General features: G+C 67.0%; 10 protein-coding genes, 1 tRNA gene and 1 pseudogene. 8 read left to right on the top strand and 4 right to left on the bottom strand.

Features of this window, described 5'->3' with window-relative positions:
• The first annotated feature begins 61 nt into the window (after positions 1 to 61).
• The 3 genes from D9T14_RS08535 to D9T14_RS08525 all read left to right on the top strand — a co-directional run bounded on the left by D9T14_RS08535 (position 62) and on the right by D9T14_RS08525 (position 2363).
• Positions 62 to 550 (top strand): DUF3566 domain-containing protein, encoded by a 489-nt coding sequence (locus tag D9T14_RS08535; protein WP_310648482.1) that lies wholly within the window; start codon positions 62 to 64, stop codon positions 548 to 550.
• Positions 551 to 689: 139 nt separating this feature from the next.
• Positions 690 to 1469: a BglII/BstYI family type II restriction endonuclease gene (locus tag D9T14_RS08530; RefSeq protein WP_119161974.1), complete on the top strand. Its 780-nt coding sequence runs from the start codon at positions 690 to 692 to the stop codon at positions 1467 to 1469.
• A gap of 39 nt (positions 1470 to 1508) precedes the next feature.
• On the top strand, positions 1509 to 2363 hold the full coding sequence (locus D9T14_RS08525) for an MT-A70 family methyltransferase (protein ID WP_119161975.1): 855 nt from the start codon (positions 1509 to 1511) through the stop codon (positions 2361 to 2363).
• A 329-nt stretch (positions 2364 to 2692) separates the two neighbouring features.
• Here the strand turns inward: D9T14_RS08525 and D9T14_RS08520 are convergent.
• Positions 2693 to 2766, bottom strand: a tRNA-Ile gene (locus D9T14_RS08520).
• Positions 2767 to 3289: 523 nt separating this feature from the next.
• Here D9T14_RS08520 and D9T14_RS08515 point away from each other — a divergent pair.
• The 4 genes from D9T14_RS08515 to D9T14_RS08500 all read left to right on the top strand — a co-directional run bounded on the left by D9T14_RS08515 (position 3290) and on the right by D9T14_RS08500 (position 11423).
• Positions 3290 to 5788: a helix-turn-helix transcriptional regulator gene (locus tag D9T14_RS08515; protein WP_119161976.1), complete on the top strand. Its 2499-nt coding sequence runs from the start codon at positions 3290 to 3292 to the stop codon at positions 5786 to 5788.
• Positions 5789 to 6240: 452 nt separating this feature from the next.
• Entirely contained in the window at positions 6241 to 8472 is a 2232-nt protein-coding gene (locus D9T14_RS08510; RefSeq protein ID WP_126464141.1) for a SpaA isopeptide-forming pilin-related protein, read from the top strand.
• 345 nt (positions 8473 to 8817) lie between these two features.
• On the top strand, positions 8818 to 10347 hold the full coding sequence (locus D9T14_RS08505; RefSeq protein WP_119161978.1) for a SpaH/EbpB family LPXTG-anchored major pilin: 1530 nt from the start codon (positions 8818 to 8820) through the stop codon (positions 10345 to 10347).
• 119 nt (positions 10348 to 10466) lie between these two features.
• A complete protein-coding gene (locus tag D9T14_RS08500) occupies positions 10467 to 11423 on the top strand; it encodes a class C sortase (protein ID WP_119161979.1) in 957 nt (318 codons plus the stop codon).
• 226 nt (positions 11424 to 11649) lie between these two features.
• Here the strand turns inward: D9T14_RS08500 and D9T14_RS08495 are convergent, their stop codons facing one another.
• The 3 genes and pseudogenes from D9T14_RS08495 to D9T14_RS08485 form a co-directional block, all read right to left on the bottom strand.
• Complete coding sequence (locus tag D9T14_RS08495; protein ID WP_119161980.1) at positions 11650 to 13332, bottom strand: class I adenylate-forming enzyme family protein; 1683 nt, start codon at positions 13330 to 13332, stop codon at positions 11650 to 11652.
• A gap of 343 nt (positions 13333 to 13675) precedes the next feature.
• Positions 13676 to 14578: pseudogene (locus tag D9T14_RS08490) on the bottom strand (IS982 family transposase).
• Between the two features lie 106 nt (positions 14579 to 14684).
• On the bottom strand, positions 14685 to 15488 hold the full coding sequence (locus D9T14_RS08485) for a sensor histidine kinase (protein WP_119161981.1): 804 nt from the start codon (positions 15486 to 15488) through the stop codon (positions 14685 to 14687).
• Between the two features lie 302 nt (positions 15489 to 15790).
• Here D9T14_RS08485 and D9T14_RS08480 point away from each other — a divergent pair, with 302 nt between their 5' ends.
• Positions 15791 to 18016: a 6-phosphofructokinase gene (locus tag D9T14_RS08480; protein WP_119161982.1), complete on the top strand. Its 2226-nt coding sequence runs from the start codon at positions 15791 to 15793 to the stop codon at positions 18014 to 18016.
• The last annotated feature ends 1 nt before the right edge of the window (position 18017 follow it).

Raw genomic sequence — 18017 nt, 5'->3', positions numbered from 1 at the left:
TGTGAGAGGCTGGCACCAGGTGCCCGGGCCAACGGGCATGAACAGGCATGCAGGAGGATCAATGGCGAAAGCCGGAAACGACCCGGACCGGACACGCGTCACTCAGCGCCGCCAGCCCGCGGAGGCCTCCGCGGGCGGTGTCGGCGTGACGTTGGCCGGAACCGACAAGGGCACCCGCCGTCCCACCCGCAAGGCCCGGTTGCGCATCGCACGGTTCGACCCGTGGTCGGTGATGAAGACCTCGTTCCTCTTCTCGATCGCGGCCGGTGTCATCCTGTTCGTCGCGGTGTGGATCGTCTGGGGCATCTTCGCCCTCTCCGGTGCTCTCGACCAGGCCCAGGAGGCCCTGACCGCCCTGGTCGGCAGCTCATCGGGCTCTGGCCTGGAACTGTCGAACTACATCAGCCAGTGGCGGGTGCTCGGTTTCACCGCCATCGTGGCCGTGCTGAACGTCGTGTTCATCACCGCCATCTGTACGCTGCTGAGCTTCCTGTACAACCTGGCCGCCAACGTCATCGGCGGGCTCGAGGTCACTCTCGCCGAGGACTGAGCCCCGCCAGATGCCTGGCTCGATGGCGCGAGATCATCCTTGTCGAGAGGAGATCGCCCATGGTCAGGACGATGGATCGTGACCTGGCCGCGCGACTGCGCGCCGAATCCGAGACCACCCTGAGGCCTAAAATCCAGACATGCGTGAACAGCCCGTTCCTGAGATTGCCGACACGGTACTGCCCGGTGTCGTTGCCGCGCCCACCATCGCCGATCTTCCCACCGGATACACGTACGGTGTCACGCGCTACGCGGATGTCATTCTGGCCAACGCCTTCCCCACCCTCTTCGCCGAGATTGTGCACTCCCTGAGCATCTACGAGATCGACTTCCAGGCCGAGATCATCCAGCGTGGCGGGTCGAGGGCGCCGCACACCAAGCGGTTCGATGAATCCCTGTACGCCCAGGGGTGGAACAAGCACAACGTGACGATCGAGAAGCGAATCGACAACCAGCCGATCTTCAAGACCCCCACCCATGAGATCGACGTCTTCAAGCTTGATGAGGGCAGCTGGTACCCCGGAGTCGCCGTCGAGATGGAGTGGAACAACAAGGACCCCTTCTACCACCGTGACCTGAACAACTTCTCCGGTCTCCACAACGAAGGCGTCATAGCCGTCGGCGTCATCGTCACGCGCGGCCCCAAGGCTGCAGGCCAAGCTCGAAGCAGGCGCCGCCGCCGACCTCTACCCGAAATCCGTCTACGGTCGCTCAACCACTCACTGGGACAAGCTCGTGCCGATCGTCAATCTCGGTGGAGGAGGGCAGTGCTCCCTTTTCCTGATCGGCATCGACGACGAGCGTGTCATCAACTGGCCGCCACCCCTGAGCTGATTCACAAAGCCGCCCACGACGACAGTTATTCACAGATACCAGCATCCCGGTTGTGTTCCCCGCCCTCCTGTGTAAAGATCTACTAGAAAATATTGGATCTTTATTCGTCGAGGGGAACCCCATCGATGAACGCACCGCCACTCAGGCCGAACGACACCGTGGCACCCCTGCCCACGACCGAAGGCGGGTTTCAGACGATCCTGGCAGACCCGCCGTGGCGCTTCCAGAATCGCACCGGCAAGGTGGCCCCGGAGCACCGTCGCCTGGACCGCTACTCCACCATGGACCTCGATTCGATCTGTGCCCTCCCGGTCAAGGACATCACCGCGAAGAACGCGCACCTCTATCTCTGGGTGCCCAATGCCCTGCTGCCGGATGGGCTGCGCGTCATGGAGAGCTGGGGCTTCCGGTACGTCAGCAACATCGTGTGGGCCAAGCGACGCAAGGACGGCGGCCCTGACGGCCGCGGCGTCGGCTTCTACTTCCGCAACGTCACCGAGCTGATCCTGTTCGGCGTCAAAGGCTCGATGCGCACGCTGGCGCCTGCCCGCCGCCAGGTGAACATGATCGAGACCCGCAAGCGCGAGCACAGTCGCAAGCCCGACGAGCAATACCGGCTGATCGAGGACTGCTCTCCTGATCCATTCCTCGAGATGTTCGCGCGCCACGCCCAGCCTGGATGGACTGCTTGGGGCGATGAGTCCGGCACGGAGGTGACCCCGCGCGGACGGGTCCACAAGGGCTACACTGGGGGCGGCTTCGACGCGCCCTACCTCGAGAAGCACGATCGTCTTGACCAGTCGACGGCCGACAACCTCGGCACGATCCTGCGCCAGCGTTACGAGGAGGGAGCCAGCATTCGCACGCTGGCCACCGAGACCGGCTACAGCATCACGCGCGTCAGAGGGCTCTTGGAGCGAGCTGGTACCCAGTTCCGCGGCCGTGGGCGGCCAGCGCAGGACACGCTCCTGTCCGCCTGAGAAGCGGCATATCACTCCAAGGCGTTGCGAAGACCAGTTGAACCCACCCCCAGAACTGGGCTCGGAATGGGTGGACATCGGCTCGATGCGAGCCCGACCAGAACTGTGCCGAAAATGGTCCCACCGGGAGCTCGCTGCTGACCTGGCAGCGGGCTCACCCGTTTTACAGGCCACGCTCGTCCTCGATTTGGCGCGTCGGTGTCGGCGACTAGACGCTCGCAGGGGGTGAGACCATGATAGGTGAGGCCTGCTCCTCATCGGCGTCGTAGATGCCCGTGGAGAGCCGGTCGCAGAATAAAAACCCATGGATAACCAAGGGTTCTGTACGGTGGGCCTAACTGGACTTGAACCAGTGACCTCGTCCTTATCAGGGACGCGCTCTAACCGACTGAGCTATAGGCCCTCCGGTGCGACGATGAGCAGCACCGAAGTTGTACTGTACAGCACGGCGCCTGCCCGGCTCAAATCGGCGTCCCGGGCCGACCCCGTCCTCCGCGCCCTGCCCCGGCAGGGGTGCTGGGCCGCCCGTGAACGGGGGAGCCATGGGTGGTGCGATCCTTGTCCGTGCGTTGTCCGCGGCCGCCCTGCACAGCTCAATGTTTCGCTTTGATTGCCCGTATCACGCGTCGGGCAAGGCAATCTGCATCAGATCAGGCTAAAGTAACAGCCAACGCACAACCCCTGCGATCGAATGACACGACACCCCCGGTGGCTCGGAGCGGCGCGGGTTCGCCCATGAGCATCGCCCGGCAGACCGGGTAACAGAAGAAGATTTCGCGGACACCTGTTCGCCAGAACCCGAGCACCCCACCACCTCGGGGCCTGGGCCCGCTGTGGACCCGCGGACTGCGGCCCAGATCCGGCGCGGCGTTCGCCATGAAGGGTCCCAACAGCGGCGGGAGTCCGCAGGAAGGTCTGGGCGAGACATGGATCACGGCGACATCATCAAGGCCCTGGTGCCTCGGCTCACGATGTCCCTCGCCATGGTGGACCGCGCGATCGTCCACGCGCCCCAGGAGTTCTACCCCATCGAGGCCACGCTGCTGGCCCTGCAACAGGTCGAGGGACCCGGGTCCAGGACGATGGTCGAGGTACGCGACACCACCGACATCGACCGTCTCAGGCAGGAGATCCATGACCAGTCGCGGCCGCTGTTCGTGGCCTGGTACGGCCTCGACGAACAACTGGACGAGCTGCTCCGGACCATCACGGACAGCTGCGACCACAGCGCTGCCCCCCAGCAGACGATCGTCCTGGCCGCGGCGATCGACCGGCGGCCCACCACCGATCTCAGCGAGCTGTTCGACAGCGTGCTCGGCTCGAGTTCGCTCGTCGTGGACGCGCAGACCCTCAGGGAGCTCGGCCCCGGACAGTCGGCCGACACCGCATGGTGCTTCCGCGCGTTGCGGGTGACCGGCGGCGTCCCCGCGCTCCTCGAGGCCTTCGCCGAGGACCTTGCCGCCGCCGGTGACTGTGACCTCACCAGGCAGTGGGTGTATCTGGACGCGCGTCCGAGACCGGGGCGTTCCGCCGAGGTGACTGCTGCCTGGGTCGAGCGGGCCTACCGGTTCTGGGTCGCCGAGCCGCTCGTGCTCCTGCACGCCTGGGTCTACTTCATCTCCGAGCAGATGATGACCGGTATCGCCTCGTACGTCCTGGACCGTCGGGTCACTGCGGCCGAGGTGCGGGAAGCCCGCCTCAACGGTGCGATCACGCAGACCGGTACCAGCGAGCCCGGCTTCCCGGTCCTCCTCGCGGAACAGGCCGTCGACCGGATGATGACCGACCCGGCCAGCCCGGCCCGCCTCTGGCGGCGCCGCACCAGATCAGCCATGATCGACCGCGCCCTGCCCATCCCGGACGCCGTGCGCATCTGCATGCTCACGATGATCCGCGACTGGCCCTCCCTCGACGCGCTGCTGGCCTCCTCGATGCACATCCTCGCCACGTTCGCCTGCAACGAACGTCATGGCCTAGCCGTGGCGTGGAGCGACCAGGTTCCCTCGGAGTGGACGCACATCGCCCATGCCCGCGAGTTCCTGCAGGGCACCTGGAGATACGGTCCGCCGGCCCTGCCTCTGCCCTGGCGTGAACTCGCGTACCTCGTCAGCGGCGAGGACGCCGAGCCCGGCTACCCGCTCATGCAGGAACTGCACCAGCGGCTCCTCGTCGCCATGAGCCGCCTGCATCCGGACTCCGTTGGCGACATGCGGGAACTCGCCCAGATGGCGGAGCAGGTGCTCACCGACCTGGCAGCCCAGCAGCTGAAGAACCGCCCGCCCAGGTCACGACGGGGCGCACGGTTCATGGATGACGCCGCTACCCTGGTGCTGTGCCTGGTCGGCCTGGCCGACGGCATGATCGCCACCGCGCTGCTGTCCGACGCCCAGGCCTGCCTTTCGCTGGCCACCACCATCTGCACCAGGGTCGGCATCGACATCGTCAGTCATCCGGGGCTGGTGCTCGGGCTGAGCGCACGCAACGCCATGCTCTCGGGCAAGACGGCCCTGCACGCCCAGGCCCGGTCCTATATCGCCGAGTACGAACGCCTCGTCACCGCCAGCGGATCCCGCGACGAACTGCCCGAGCAGCTCATCCGCATCGCCGGCCGTTACCACAACGACTGGTCGGTGGGCGGACCGTCGAGCGCCGACATCTCGTTGAACATCCCGTTCGCGCCCCTGCAGGTCGAGGCCGAGGGCTGGGCGCTGCTCGTCAACCGAGGCACCCTGCCGGCCTACCAGTGGCTGCAAGCCTTCCTCGGACGTTCCCGCTGGAGCAATCTGATGGCCTTCGATTGGTGGCCACTGCACGCCACGCTCGCCATGATCGACGTGCGCGAGGGCCGTCTGCACGAATCGCAGCGGCGGCTCGAGGACGGTTCGATTCCCCCCGAGATGGCACTGGTCATCCGTGCCGCGGCGGAACTGGTCGAGGGAAATCCGGAGACGGTCGAGACCCTCGTCGACAGGGTCCTGGCCATGCCGACGACGACCACCCGCTGGCGCATGCTCGCCTACGGCCTCAAGCTCGGTGCGGCGACCTGCGGGCCGGACCCGCAGGACGTGGCCGGCATGGTACTGCACCTGTACGACTGGGCCCATGCCCCCTGCACGCTGGCCCTGCTGCCCGACATCGCCCGCAAACCGATCCTCGACCACGTCGGCCCGCCGCTCAGCGAACTCGCCGGGCTCCGCGTGGGAGAGACGGTCGGCCGACGTCCGGCCGGCTCGGTCCGTCTCACACCACGCCAGATCGACGTCCTCCAGGGCCTGGTCGAGGGCAAGACGCTCGGCCGGATCGCCCTCGACCTCGGCCTGGGCAAGGAGACCATCCGCTCGACGGCCAAGCAGATGTACAAGCGCCTCGGCGTGCACGACCGGGCCTCGGCCGTACTCATGGGCCAGGCCCTGGGCATGATCTGATTCATTCGAGCCGCTTCGGCCTCAGCAGGTGATACACGATTTAACGAATCACCCGGTTCTGTGATAGAACAGGTGAGAACTCAGGTAGTTTCACACCTACACCCCCCTGAGGATGACTCCGTACCCTAGGGGCCCATGCCCATCCCGAATGGTTCGTCATGCGTAGTGTGATCTCCACAGGCAAGTGCCCATGCCATGGTGTGCAGCAGGGCGCACCGGCTCTGATCTGCGTGCTCGCCTTGTTTCTCACAAGTTTTCTCAGCCTGGTCAATGCACCCTCGGCCGCCGCTGCACCCGACGTCAGGGTCAATTTCGGGTCGACCTCATCCAGGATTCGTGATGTCTACACCGAGCGAAGCCCGAACGATACGCGGTTCGCGAACCAGCATTACTGCCTGCGCTACAGCCCCTCGACCGGGGCTCCCATCCTGGATGCAACGACGACCACCACCGTGACCGCGGGAAACTATGCCCTGTTCGCCTATGGTTCGCCGATCAACACATCGTGCCCGAGCGGCTTCGACCCCGTGGGGCAGAGCTCGGTCGGATTCATGCCTGGTGACACCAGCGCGGTCGATGTCGGTGATGTCTTCCTCGTCGGCATGATGCGGCATCACAACGCCCCCATCTACACCGGTTTCGGAATTCAGACCAGCAGCGGCGATACCCATATGTATGGGGACATGGACATCGATCTGGCCTCGACGCTCCAGGCTACCTTCCCCTTCGAGCTCAACGAGACGCTCAACACCTGCCGGTCCACCTTCGACGCCCAGGGCAACTACGATGCCTCCGGAAACGGGGCATACGCCTTCGACCAGTATGGAAACATCGGTCCGAGGGCGGTCTATGGGCAGTGGAGCGGGGATGAATGGGATGATGAAGGCTGGGTGAATTGGCCGTGGAGTTCGCGCTATCACTACGCATATGACCGCGACGGTGTCTTGCGTTCCTTCCCCGACGAGGACACCGAGGCCCGAGGCGCCGAGGGCGCCGCGATCTACGGACGTGACGGCCGGTCCTGCGAGGACGACATCCTGTCGATGACCTCGCACAGCTCCGACACCGCATGGATCGACCCGTCGACAGGTATCTCGTACAAGCTCGTGTTGCGCGGTTTCGTCAACAACGGCCGGAACGCGGTGTGCACCACGGATGCGTCATCGGTCGAGTCCAGGCTGGAGGACACCTTCGTCACCCAGGAGAACAAGGACACCTACGGCTGTCTCTACGGCTCGCTGGAGCAGGTGCGCACGGTCACCTTCGCCAAGGACGTCACCGGGAGCAGCACGGCCCAGGAGTCGGTGGAGATCCCGGAGTTCACCTATACCAACGTCTCACAGAACGACTCGATGGCGGCGCAGAAGTGGGGCACCCCGAGCGCGCTCCGGCCCTCCGGGTGGGGAAGCGATCGTGCCGCGATCGACTCGCGGTCCTATGAATTATTCGCACCCAACAACGACGCCGCTGTTCAGGAGAACCAGGTCGGTTCACCACCGACCGAGGACACGCCCGGTTGGGAGCTGTCCGGAGTGACCTGCACGCAGGGCGACGGCACGCCCCTGCTCGACAAGGACGGCAATGTCCTCGACCAGACCGATGCCGTCAATCTTCAGACGCGCACGTTGAACCTGGACAACGTGGGCTTGGCGCAGAGCTCGGCCGCGGTGACCATCACCTGCACATGGCACAACAGATATATGGAGCCGACCCCCCAGCTGAGAGTGGAGAAGGCCTTCACCGGCTCCGACGCGACGGCCGGTACACCGACCTTCAACGCCGACTACACGATCACCGTCACCAATGACGGCGCCACCACCCAGGACAGCGGCGTGCTGGTCGACCGTCCCGACTTTGCCGCCGGCCTTGGCGTGAACACGGTGTGGATCAGCCAGGATCCGGCCGAGCTGGGCCAGGACAGCGCCGTTGCCGAGGATGCCGGCGACGGCAGCTACCAGATCACCCAGGGCGTCTCCCTCGAGCCGGGGCAGAGCCAGGTCTTCCACGTGCGGGTCAACGTGACCCTCGACCCGTCGGCGTCCGGCTACGCCGTCCAGAACCTCGCCTGCTCCCAGACCGAGTCCGGGTATGAGGCCGGGCACGGACTGTTCAACGAGGTGATCGCCGAGGAGGACAAGGACGTCGACGGCCCGGAGAACAACACGGCCTGCGGCCCGGTCGACCCTGACACCGCCCGGCGTCAGGTGACGGTCCGCAAGACCGGTATCCAGGGCAGCGTGAGCGGGGCAACCTTCGCGATCTACGCTGTCGATCCGTCGAGCCCTGGCGCCACGCCTCTCGACGAGGGCGTCACGGTGGACCCGGACGACGGTTCGGTATTCACCACCGCGGCCCTCGACCTCAACCGCGACTACTGGCTGGTCGAGACCCAGGCCCCGGCCGGCCACGAACGACTGTCCAAGCCCATCGGCTTCCACCTCACCGTGGACGGCATCACCCTGCTCAACCCCGACGCCTTCTCCGGCACGGTCACAGTGTCAAGGACGGACCAGGGCGGTGACGTCATCACCGTCAATGACACGGCCGTCGCCGTGCCACTGCCACTGACCGGCGGCCCCGGGATACTGCTCTATGGACTCGCAGCGGCAGCACTCCTCGCGACCGGTGGTGCGCTGGCCATCCGTCAGCACAAGACGCGCAGCGGCACACAGGTGTCAGGCTGACGGCCGGGGGTCCAGGCCTGCGATGGCCTGGGCCCCGGGTAACCCCGGCTTGCTGTACTTGACAATTCAATATATTCTGCCGCTCTCGACAGTCATGGATTTTTCGGGGGTGGATACGACGTAAGAGATATGGATCAGGCTCACCGGCTGAGAGCGATTCGTAGTGACAATTTAAGAAAACGTGGTCGTTACCGGTAACAGACACGAGCCCGGAACACGACGCGGCTGGCCCCATGGTGGGGCAGCTGAACAAAGGGTGATAACGGACAAGACTCGGACACCCTTAGGCCCACCCCATGCCGTACCGGATGGTCCGGACGGTTTGAGAAAGAAAGTCAGGAACCCATGCAGACGAACAAACACCCCGCTGCGCGGCGCCTTGCCGCCATGTGTGGGGTTGTGGCGTTGAGCCTGTCAGGCCTGATCGGTGGCGCCGGTGTCGCCAGTGCCGATCCCAACTACGGCAACATCAACCAGGATGCCACTGGCTCGATCATCATTCACAAGCACCTCAATGGGGATGGCACTGCGGCCAATCCCGATGGCACGGGCAGCGTGAGCGGCGATCCGGTCGGCAATGTCACTTTCGCCGCCTACCCGATCACTAGCCTCGACCTGTCTAAGTCGGCCGACTGGGACACCTTGTCGACCCTTGAGGTTCCCGACAGTGCCTGCGCCAATCCGACCTCGCCGACCCTTGCCGGCCAGGAGCTCGGCGCTTCGGCCGGCAGCGGCACCACCAATGGCAGTGGTGAGGCCACCATCGGCAACCTGCCCGTGAAGGCCTATCTGGTGTGCGAAACCTCGGCGCCGGGCAACATCGTCCAGAAGGCCAAGCCCTTCGTCGTGACGATCCCCTACCCGTACGACGGCTCGTGGCTGTACGATGTCAACGTCTACCCGAAGAACACCGAGGTCTCCATTGACAAGACCATCGAGACCCAGACGCAGTACGGTCTTGGCTCGACCGTCTCGTTCCCGGTGACCACCACCGTGCCCGCCTTGGACGACGCGGCGAACTTCCAGTACTTCCAGATCAAGGACGAGATGGACTCCAGGTTCTCCAATCCGGCTGTCTCGCAGGTGACCCTCGGCGGCACTCCTTTGGTTTTGAACACCGACTACACCGTCACGACCAGCGGCAATACCATCACGGTGAAGTTCACCAGCACCGGTCTCACCAGGCTGAAGAGCGCCGCAGGCCAAGAGGTCAGAGCAACCTTCCAGGGCACCGTGACCTCGGTAGGCGATGGAGCCATCAAGAACACGGCTCAGCTCATCACCGATACCCAGTACGGCGCTGTGCCGCCGACTCCGCCTGAGGACCCGACGCCGCCGGACACCCCGCCCACGACTCCCGAGGTGCAGACCAACTGGGGTGACCTCAAGGTGCACAAGGTCGACGCCGACAACCACAGCACGGGTCTGGCCGGCGCGATCTTCGAGGTGTACAACGCCGCCGAGCCCTACGCCAGCGACTGCGCCAATGCCACGAGGACAGGCGATCCCATCTCGGTGAGCGGTCAGACGCAGTTCACCTCCGATGAGAGTGGTGTTGTGAACATCGCAGGCCTTTACGTGTCCGACTCGGTGAACACGAGCAATGCGGACCAGCGCTGCTACGTGCTCGTCGAGGTCGAGGCCCCGGCCGGCTTCGTCAAGCAGAATGCTGGCATTCCGGTGACAGTCACTGCAGGAACCACTAACGAAGGTGTCTACGGGACCATTGTTCTGAATAGCAAGCAGGCCGTCCCCGGTCTGCCGCTGACCGGTGCGCAGGGCAAGGTGCTCATGATGGTCGTCGGCGCCATCCTCATCATCACGGCAGGCACCACGGCAGTCGTCCGCTCCCGTAGGGCAGCGGCAGCCGCCTGAGGCGCTGAACGACGAAACCCGGCCGCCTGAGGACCGGCCGGAAGGACAATGATGTGGTGGGGAGACCCGGTCTCCCCACCACATCCTCATGACAGAGCATCGGATACAGGAGCACGGTGATGGCCAAGGACAAGGCCGGTGCGGGCGCCGGGCCCGGGCGCAGATGGCGCCTGTCGCGGTTCTCGCTGTTCGCCGCGCTCCTCGCCTTCGTCGGCATGCTCGTCTTCGCCTACCCGACCGCGGCCGGCTGGATCGCCCAGTACAACCAGTCGAAGGCCGTCACCGGCTACACGGACAACGTGGCGACGGTCCAGCCGGAGGCCGCCGTCCAACTGGACCGGGCCAGGGCCTACAACGAGGCCCTCAACGCCGGTGCCCAGCTCGAGGCCGGACTCAACGTGCCGACCGGCGACGGCACGAGCAGCGACGACTCACTCGACTACGACGCCATGCTCACCGCCAACGGCGAGGGCCTCATGGCGCGGCTCAAGATCGACGCGATCGACCTCGACCTGCCCGTCTACCACGGCACCTCCGACGAGACCCTGCTCAAGGGCCTCGGCCACCTCAAGGGCACCTCACTGCCGGTCGGCGGCACCGGCACCCACGCCGTCATCACCGGGCACCGCGGCCTGGCCCAGGCCGAGATGTTCACCAACCTCAACAAGGTGACCGTCGGCGACCGGTTCGTCATCGAGGTCTTCGGCGAGGTGCTCACCTACCAGGTGAGCGACACCCAGGTGGTCGAGCCGACCGAGACGCAGACACTCAGCGTCCAGCCGGGTCGCGACCTCGTCACCCTCGTCACCTGCACGCCGCTCGGCATCAACACCCACCGCATCCTCGTCACCGGCGAACGCGTCGAACCGACCCCGGCCGAGGACATCGCGGCAGCAGGCGCACCGCCGGAGATCCCCAGGTTCCCCTGGTGGGCGGTGGCACTGGCTGCCGGGACGGCGCTCCTCGGCGTCTACGTGTGGCGCTCCGGTCTCACGGATCGCCCCCGGGGCGGGAAGGGCCGACGGACACCCGAGGAGGAGGGCCACGAGCCGGACCCTGCCCCAGGGCCCGACTGACGGTGGTCCTCAGTCCTGCGCGCGGCCTGCGAGCGGTGCGGCGAGCAGCAGCGCCGTGAGATGACTGCAGCAGCCACACCTTCAACAGCCGATCCCGCACAGTTCATGGATGAGAGACCCCAGAGAGGTCTTCAACGAACAACTGCGATTGTCTGGAACAAGCCAGTGTTGCGATGACCGGTTGAATCCGCCCGGAAGGCATCCCCGCGGCGGTGTCGCACGGGGCTCAGGGGGTGAAGAAGCGGCCCCGATCGTCGTCCTCGGGGGCCTGGTTCCTCAGGACGAAATGTTTCTTCTTCCCGGTCGCGGTCATCGGCAGTTCGTCGACGAAGGCGTAGCGGCGAGGGCGTTTGTAGTTGGCCAGGTCGTCGCTGTCCTTGCAGAACCGGTCGAGCTCGGTGGCGGCGGCCTGCTCGTCGGCGAAGGCGCCGGCCCGGGGGACGATGTAGGCGGCAACGAGCTGGCCCCACTCGGTGTCGGGCAGGCCCGTGACGGCCACCGCTGCGACCCCCGGGTGCGAGGCGAGGGTCTCCTCGACCTGGACCGGGTGGACGTTCTCGCCGCCGGAGATGATCATGTCGTCCTTGCGGCCGACGATGGTAATGGTCTCGTTCTCGTCCCAGGTCGCCAGGTCACCGGGGTAGACCCAGCCGTCGCGGAACTTCGCGGCCTGCTCGCGCGGATTGTCGGCGTAGGCGTAGCCGGCCTTGACCGAGCGCATGATGACCTCGCCGACCTCGGTGTTGTCCTTGGCGGCGAGCTCGTCGGGCTCGGCGACCCGGTCGTCGAAGACACGGACGACGGCGACGTCGTCGTCGATGCAGGCCTGACCGGCTGTGCCCGGCAGGTTCGTCACGTCGTAGGGTCGCAGGAAGGTGTTCCAGAAGCTCTCTGTGACGCCGTAACCATTGCCCAGGCGCGGGCTGAGCACGCGCTGGTAGCGCACGGCGGCGGCCCTCTCCAGGGGGGCGCCCATCGTGACGATGCCGCGCAGGCTCGACAGATCGCGGGGCTCGGCCTCCTGCACGTCGGCCAGCCGCTCCAGGTTCGTCGGGGCGCCGACCAGATAGGTCAGCCGGTGCTGCTCGACGGCGTCGAGCACGGCGGCCGCACTGAACTTGGGCATGATGACGACCTCGCCGCCCACGTAGAACATGGTGTTCGGACCGGCGCAGTAGTTCCCGCCGCGGTGGAACCAGGGCGACATGTTGAGCGTGCGGTCGTGCGGGTTGACGGGGAAGTGCATGATGACGTCGTGCGCGGTGAGCACCTCGTTGAAGCTGGTCAGCGGCACGGCCTTCGGCATGCCGGTGGTGCCGGAAGTGAACAGCCGGCTCGTCTCGTCCCAGGTGGAGCCGTCGGCCGGGGCAGCGAAGCCGGGGGCCTCGGCGGCGTACAGCTCGTCGAAGCCGATGGCGCCGGGCAGCGGCTCGCCGTCGCCGACGGCGACCAGCACGGCGGGACGGAACGCGGCCCGCCGCAGGGCATCGGCGGTCTGGGCCGACTGGCCGGTGTCGTAGACGTAGACCGCAGGGCGCAGCTGGTCCAGCGCATGAGCGGTCTCACCGGGCGACAGGCGGAAGTTCATGGGGGAACTGACGGCGCGCAGTCCCTGCGCGGCGATGTACAGCAGGGAGAACTCCGGGCAGTTGAGCAGCTGGTGGGCGAGGATGTCGCCGGTGCCGATGCCGCGGGCGGCCAGGCCCGCCACGAGACGTCCGGTCTCCGCGCCCAGCTCTGCGTAGGTCCAGGTGCGGCCGCTTGGCAGGTCCGTCATGGCGGTGCGGTTCGCGTAGCGGTGGACGTTGCGCTCGAAGCCAGCGGCCCAGGTGAACCGGCGCTCGACGACCTCGCGCAGGGCGGTGGTGTCGTAGTCGGTGTTGGGGGCCTCGATGGGTGATGTCAACATGGGTTCTTCTCCAGGCTGGTTTCCGGTGAGCCGAGGCGACTGCCGGCGCCCCTTCGTACCTACGCGCTGGTAGGTTTCGGGGCCACAGCCAACCTACGCTTCGGTAAGTAGCCAGGCAAAGCCCGATCGCTCACAGGGCATCATTCACAGCCGGCACACGGGAAACCCGCGCCGGCCCCGACCGTGGAGGACGCCCCTGGCCGCGCCCTGCCGGCATGGACCGGCCCCGGCTCCTGGCAGGGGTGCCGGAAGCCGGGGCCGGTCGGCGTGGGTGGGCAGCCGTCCGCCCGGAGGAGGGAGGCCCCGGGCGGAGCAGGTCCTAGATGAGTGAGTCCGTTTGGGTTTAGTGGTCGTAGGCGGTCAGTGAGCGTTTGGTGGGGGCGCCGGTTTTCCAGTTGTGCCAGATCGCGGCGGCCATGGCCAGGAGGCGAGCGGCGATGCGGGTGTAGACCCCGCGTAGGGTACGTCCGCCGTGGTCTTCGAGGGTGAGTTGGCCTTTGAGGGTGTCGAAGATCGCTTCGGTCCATTGCCGGTAGCGGCAGACCTTCCCGAACCGTGGCGGCTCGTTCTTGCGGTCGGGTCGGATCAGGTGCGCGCCGAGTCGGTCACTGATGAAGGTCTCGAACTGTTTGCCTGCGAATCCTTTGTCGGCGATGATGACCTGCCCGGTACGGATCTGATGGTGATCGTGTTCGAGGAGGGCCGCGGTGACCTCTCGTTCACCGAGTTTGGGGTTGGCCAGTGCCCAGATGACTGGCATGGCCTCTGCGGTACAGATCAGGTAGAGCCTGAATCCCCAGAAGAACCGAGAATGCGAGGCGCAGTAGCCGTAGCCTGCGTACCCGGCCAGGTCCGAGCGTTTCACAGTCTGTCGTGAGGCCCCGCACGGCAGTGGGGTGGAGTCGACCAGCCGTAACATGTCGTGCCAGGAGTCGACGTCGCGGGCCAGTTCGGTGATCACCGCAGCGATCAAGCCTGCCTGGGCACGGAGCCGTTTGCCGTAGCCTGACTGGCCCGGCATGTGGGGGAACATGCCGGGCAAGTGTTTGCGGGCATACCGGATTCAGCGCCGATCGGCGGCGATCCCGAGTAGCTGCTGTGCCACCACCAGACAGATTAACTCGGCATCAGACAGTCTCGGTTTGCGCCCGCGACAGTGATCACGGCTCCACCCGAGACCGGGCAGGACACGGTCTTCAAGATCAACGTAGAGTGCGGTCAGGAGGGTCTCTAGGTCATTGCTCACACACTGACTCTGGAGACCCTCCCTCTACTTCCCCAGCACCGCCACACCAACCCAACCAATTCGGACTCACTCATCTAGTCGTCGACGACCAGTGCGGTGGGTGCGTTCACGAGGCCTCCTCGTCCGGTGCCCCGTCCACGGCGGACGGGGCGAGGTTTTCGACGGCATGCCCCAGCGGCAGCGCGCACAGGATCGAGGTGCCCCGCCCGTCGATGGTGTCGATGAGCAGGCGGCCCCCGTGCGCGGTGACGACGCGCTGGGCGACGAGCATGCCCAGGCCGGTGCCGTGCCCGTCGTTCTCGCCGGGCGGCGAGCTGAAGGGCTGGAACAGCCGTGCCCGGTCGGTCTCGGTCATGCCGGCCCCGTCGTCGGTGACGGCGACGACGGCCGTCTCGTCGGCCACCGAGACCTGCACCCAGATGGTGGCCCCGGGCCCCGCGTGGCGTACCGCGTTGTTGATGAGGTTCCACAGCGCCTGGCGCAGCAGGGCCGGGTCGGCGTCGAGGACGATGCGGGCGCCGGTGTTGTCGAGTTCGATGGGGATGCGGGTGAAGTGGCGCAGATCGGAGACCGTCTGGCGCACCAGCGAGCGCACCTCGACGCGCTCGCGGCGCAGGGTGAGCAGCTGGGCCTCGATGCGCGCCTCGGTGAGCATCGTCTCGGACAGCTGGGCCATCTGCGAGGTGTTGTCGGCGATCGTCTCGATGAACTCGCGCTGATGCTCGGTGAGCGGCCCCGGTGTGCCCTCCAGGAGCAGTTCGGCGGCACCCTGGATGAGGGCGAGCGGGGTGCGGACCTCGTGGGAGAAGATCTGGGGCGTTCCATGCGATGCCTGACGATGCCGCGCAGCTGCTCGTTGTCGGCGCGCAGCCGGGCGAGCCGGCGGCGCATCACGAGGGTGAGGACGCACAGGCCGGCGCAGGCCGCCCCCAGGAGCACGACGGCCCAGACCAGTGCGTGCATGCGGTCAGTATGACACCGGCGCGCCCGGAGGACGCCGGGCGGGCACGGCGGGCGATGACAGGCATGCTTTTTCTCACATGATGTGGCTGTTCTTGACCCAAACGGGCCCAGAACGGTCGCATCCTGTCAGTTTCGGCATGCCCTGCCCAGGTACGTCAGGGCAGGGCATGCGCGGCAGGCGCACTCCGGTGGAGTGGCCCGGGTGGCCCCTCTTGCCCGGTGCCTCCGGTCGTGAGCAAGGATGGAGTCATGACCGACGCAGCTGACAGCCCTATCCGGATCGCCGTGCTCACCTCGGGTGGTGATGCTCCGGGCATGAACGCGGCGGTGCGCGCCGTCGCCCGCACCGCGATGAGCCGCGGCGCCGAGGTCTTCGCCGTCTACGAGGGCTACCAGGGTCTGGTCGACGGCGGCGACGGGATCCGGCGTTTCACGTGGAACGACGCCGGCAACATCCTCGGCAGGGGCGGCACGGCCATCGGTACGTTCCGCTCGAAGGACTTCCGCACCCACGAGGGCCGGGTGGAGGCCGCGAAGAACCTCGTGGAACGCGGCATCGACCGGCTCGTCGTGATCGGCGGCGACGGCTCCCTGTCCGGCCTGGACGTCTTCCGCTCCGAGTGGCCCGCGATCATGGAGGAGCTCGCCGACGCGGGACGGATCAGCGCCGAGATGGCGGCAGGGCATTCCGCCCTCATGATCGCCGGTCTCGTCGGCTCGATCGACAACGACCTGGTGGGCACCGACTCGACGATCGGCGCCGACTCGGCCCTGCACCGCATCGTCGACGCGATCGACGCCATCACCGCCACCGCAGCCAGCCACCAGCGCTGCTTCGTCATCGAGGTGATGGGCCGGCACTGCGGCTACCTGGCGCTCATGAGCGCCATCGCGGGCGGCGCCGACTACGTGCTCATCCCCGAGCTGCCCCCTACCGAGGGCTGGGAGGAGCAGATGTGCGCCGAGCTGCGCCGCGGCCGGTCGGCCGGGCGCCGCGAGTCGATCGTCGTCGTGGCCGAGGGCGCGCGGGACCGCCGCGGCGAGCCCATCACGAGCGAGTACGTGCGGGCGACGATCAGCCGCATCAACAACGAGGAGGCGCGCCTGACCAACCTGGGGCACGTGCAGCGCGGCGGCAAGCCGAGCGCCTACGACCGCTGGGCCAGCACCTGGCTGGGCTACTCGGCCGCCCTCGAGGTGCTCACCGCGAGCCCGGCGTCCGAGGGCATGGTGCTGGGCATCCGCGGCTCGGACGTCGTGCGGCTGCCGCTGGCCGAGGCCGTGGCCCAGACCCGGCGCGTGCCCGAGCTCATCGCCGCCGGCGACTACGAGGCGGCGATGGGGCTGCGCAACGAGGACTTCACGGACATGGCCCGGCTCTTCGAGGAACTGACCCACCCGCACCGCGTCACGGCGACCGAGGACGCCCCGCGCGTGGCGGTCCTGCACGCCGGGGGCCTGGCGCCCGGCATGAACACGGCCGCCCGCGCGGCCGTGCGCCTGGGCATCGCCCGCGGCTACACGATGCTGGGCGTGCAGAACGGCTTCACCGGGCTGCTGCGCGGCGCCATCGGCGAGCTCGGCTGGGAGGACGTCGAGGGCTGGACCGGGGCCGGCGGCGCCGAACTCGGCCTGCGCCGCGACGTGCCGAGCGTCGAGCAGTTCTACGCGATCAGCCGGGCCCTGGAGGACCACCGGGTCGACGCGCTCGTGGTGATCGGCGGCTGGAACGCCTACCAGGCGGCCTATCTCATGCAGGGCGAGACCGACCGCTACCCGGCCTTCCGCATCCCCATCGTCTGCGTGCCCGCGACGATCGACAACAACCTGCCCGGCAGCGAGGAGACGATCGGCGCCGACTCGGCGCTCAACGAGATCGTCGACGACATCGACCGCATCAAGCAGTCCGGCGCCGCCACGACGAGGGCCTTCGTCGTGGAGGTGATGGGCCGGCAGTGCGGCTACCTGGCGCTCATGGGCGGCCTGGCCGGCGGTGCCGAACGCATCTACCTCAACGAGGACGGCATCAGCCTCGACCAGCTCAACCAGGACGTGCGCTGGCTGCGCGACTCCTTCGGCCGCGGCCGCCGCCTGTTCCTGGCGGTGCGCTCCGAGATGGCCTCGTCCGAGTACACGACCGACTTCCTGGGGCGCCTGTTCAGGGGCGAGAGCCACGGCCTGTACGACGTGCGGACGAACATCATCGGCCACGTGCAGCAGGGCGGCGAGCCCAGCCCGGCCGACCGCCTGCTCGCCACGCGGATGGCCGCTGCCGCCCTGGACGTGCTGGCCGGCGCGTTCGCCGAGGAGGAACCGGCGGCCCGCTATATCGGCCTGAGCGAGGGCCGGATCAAGGACTACCCGCTGGCGCACATGGCCGAGCACGCCAACACCGTCAAACGCCGGCCGCGCAGGCAGTGGTGGATGCAGCTGCGTCCGATCGTCGCCGCGGTGGGCAGGGAACCCTCGGCGTGAC

It is taken from the genome of Propionibacterium australiense, assembly GCF_003666605.1.
GTDB classification, from domain to species: domain Bacteria; phylum Actinomycetota; class Actinomycetes; order Propionibacteriales; family Propionibacteriaceae; genus Propionibacterium; species Propionibacterium australiense.
The sequence above is the reverse complement of the archived record's forward strand: the minus strand, read 5'-3'. Positions and strand labels throughout refer to the sequence as shown.

Bases quoted from the DNA above. Each gene is read 5' to 3' on its own strand.
- D9T14_RS08480 (WP_119161982.1), top strand. From the start codon at position 15,791: ATGACCGACGCAGCTGACAGCCCTATCCGGATCGCCGTGCTCACCTCG.
- D9T14_RS08530 (WP_119161974.1), top strand. From the start codon at position 690: ATGCGTGAACAGCCCGTTCCTGAGATTGCCGACACGGTACTGCCCGGT.
- D9T14_RS08535 (WP_310648482.1), top strand. From the start codon at position 62: ATGGCGAAAGCCGGAAACGACCCGGACCGGACACGCGTCACTCAGCGC.
- D9T14_RS08525 (WP_119161975.1), top strand. From the start codon at position 1,509: ATGAACGCACCGCCACTCAGGCCGAACGACACCGTGGCACCCCTGCCC.
- D9T14_RS08515 (WP_119161976.1), top strand. From the start codon at position 3,290: ATGGATCACGGCGACATCATCAAGGCCCTGGTGCCTCGGCTCACGATG.
- D9T14_RS08500 (WP_119161979.1), top strand. From the start codon at position 10,467: ATGGCCAAGGACAAGGCCGGTGCGGGCGCCGGGCCCGGGCGCAGATGG.
- D9T14_RS08495 (WP_119161980.1), bottom strand. From the start codon at position 13,332: ATGTTGACATCACCCATCGAGGCCCCCAACACCGACTACGACACCACC.
- D9T14_RS08505 (WP_119161978.1), top strand. From the start codon at position 8,818: ATGCAGACGAACAAACACCCCGCTGCGCGGCGCCTTGCCGCCATGTGT.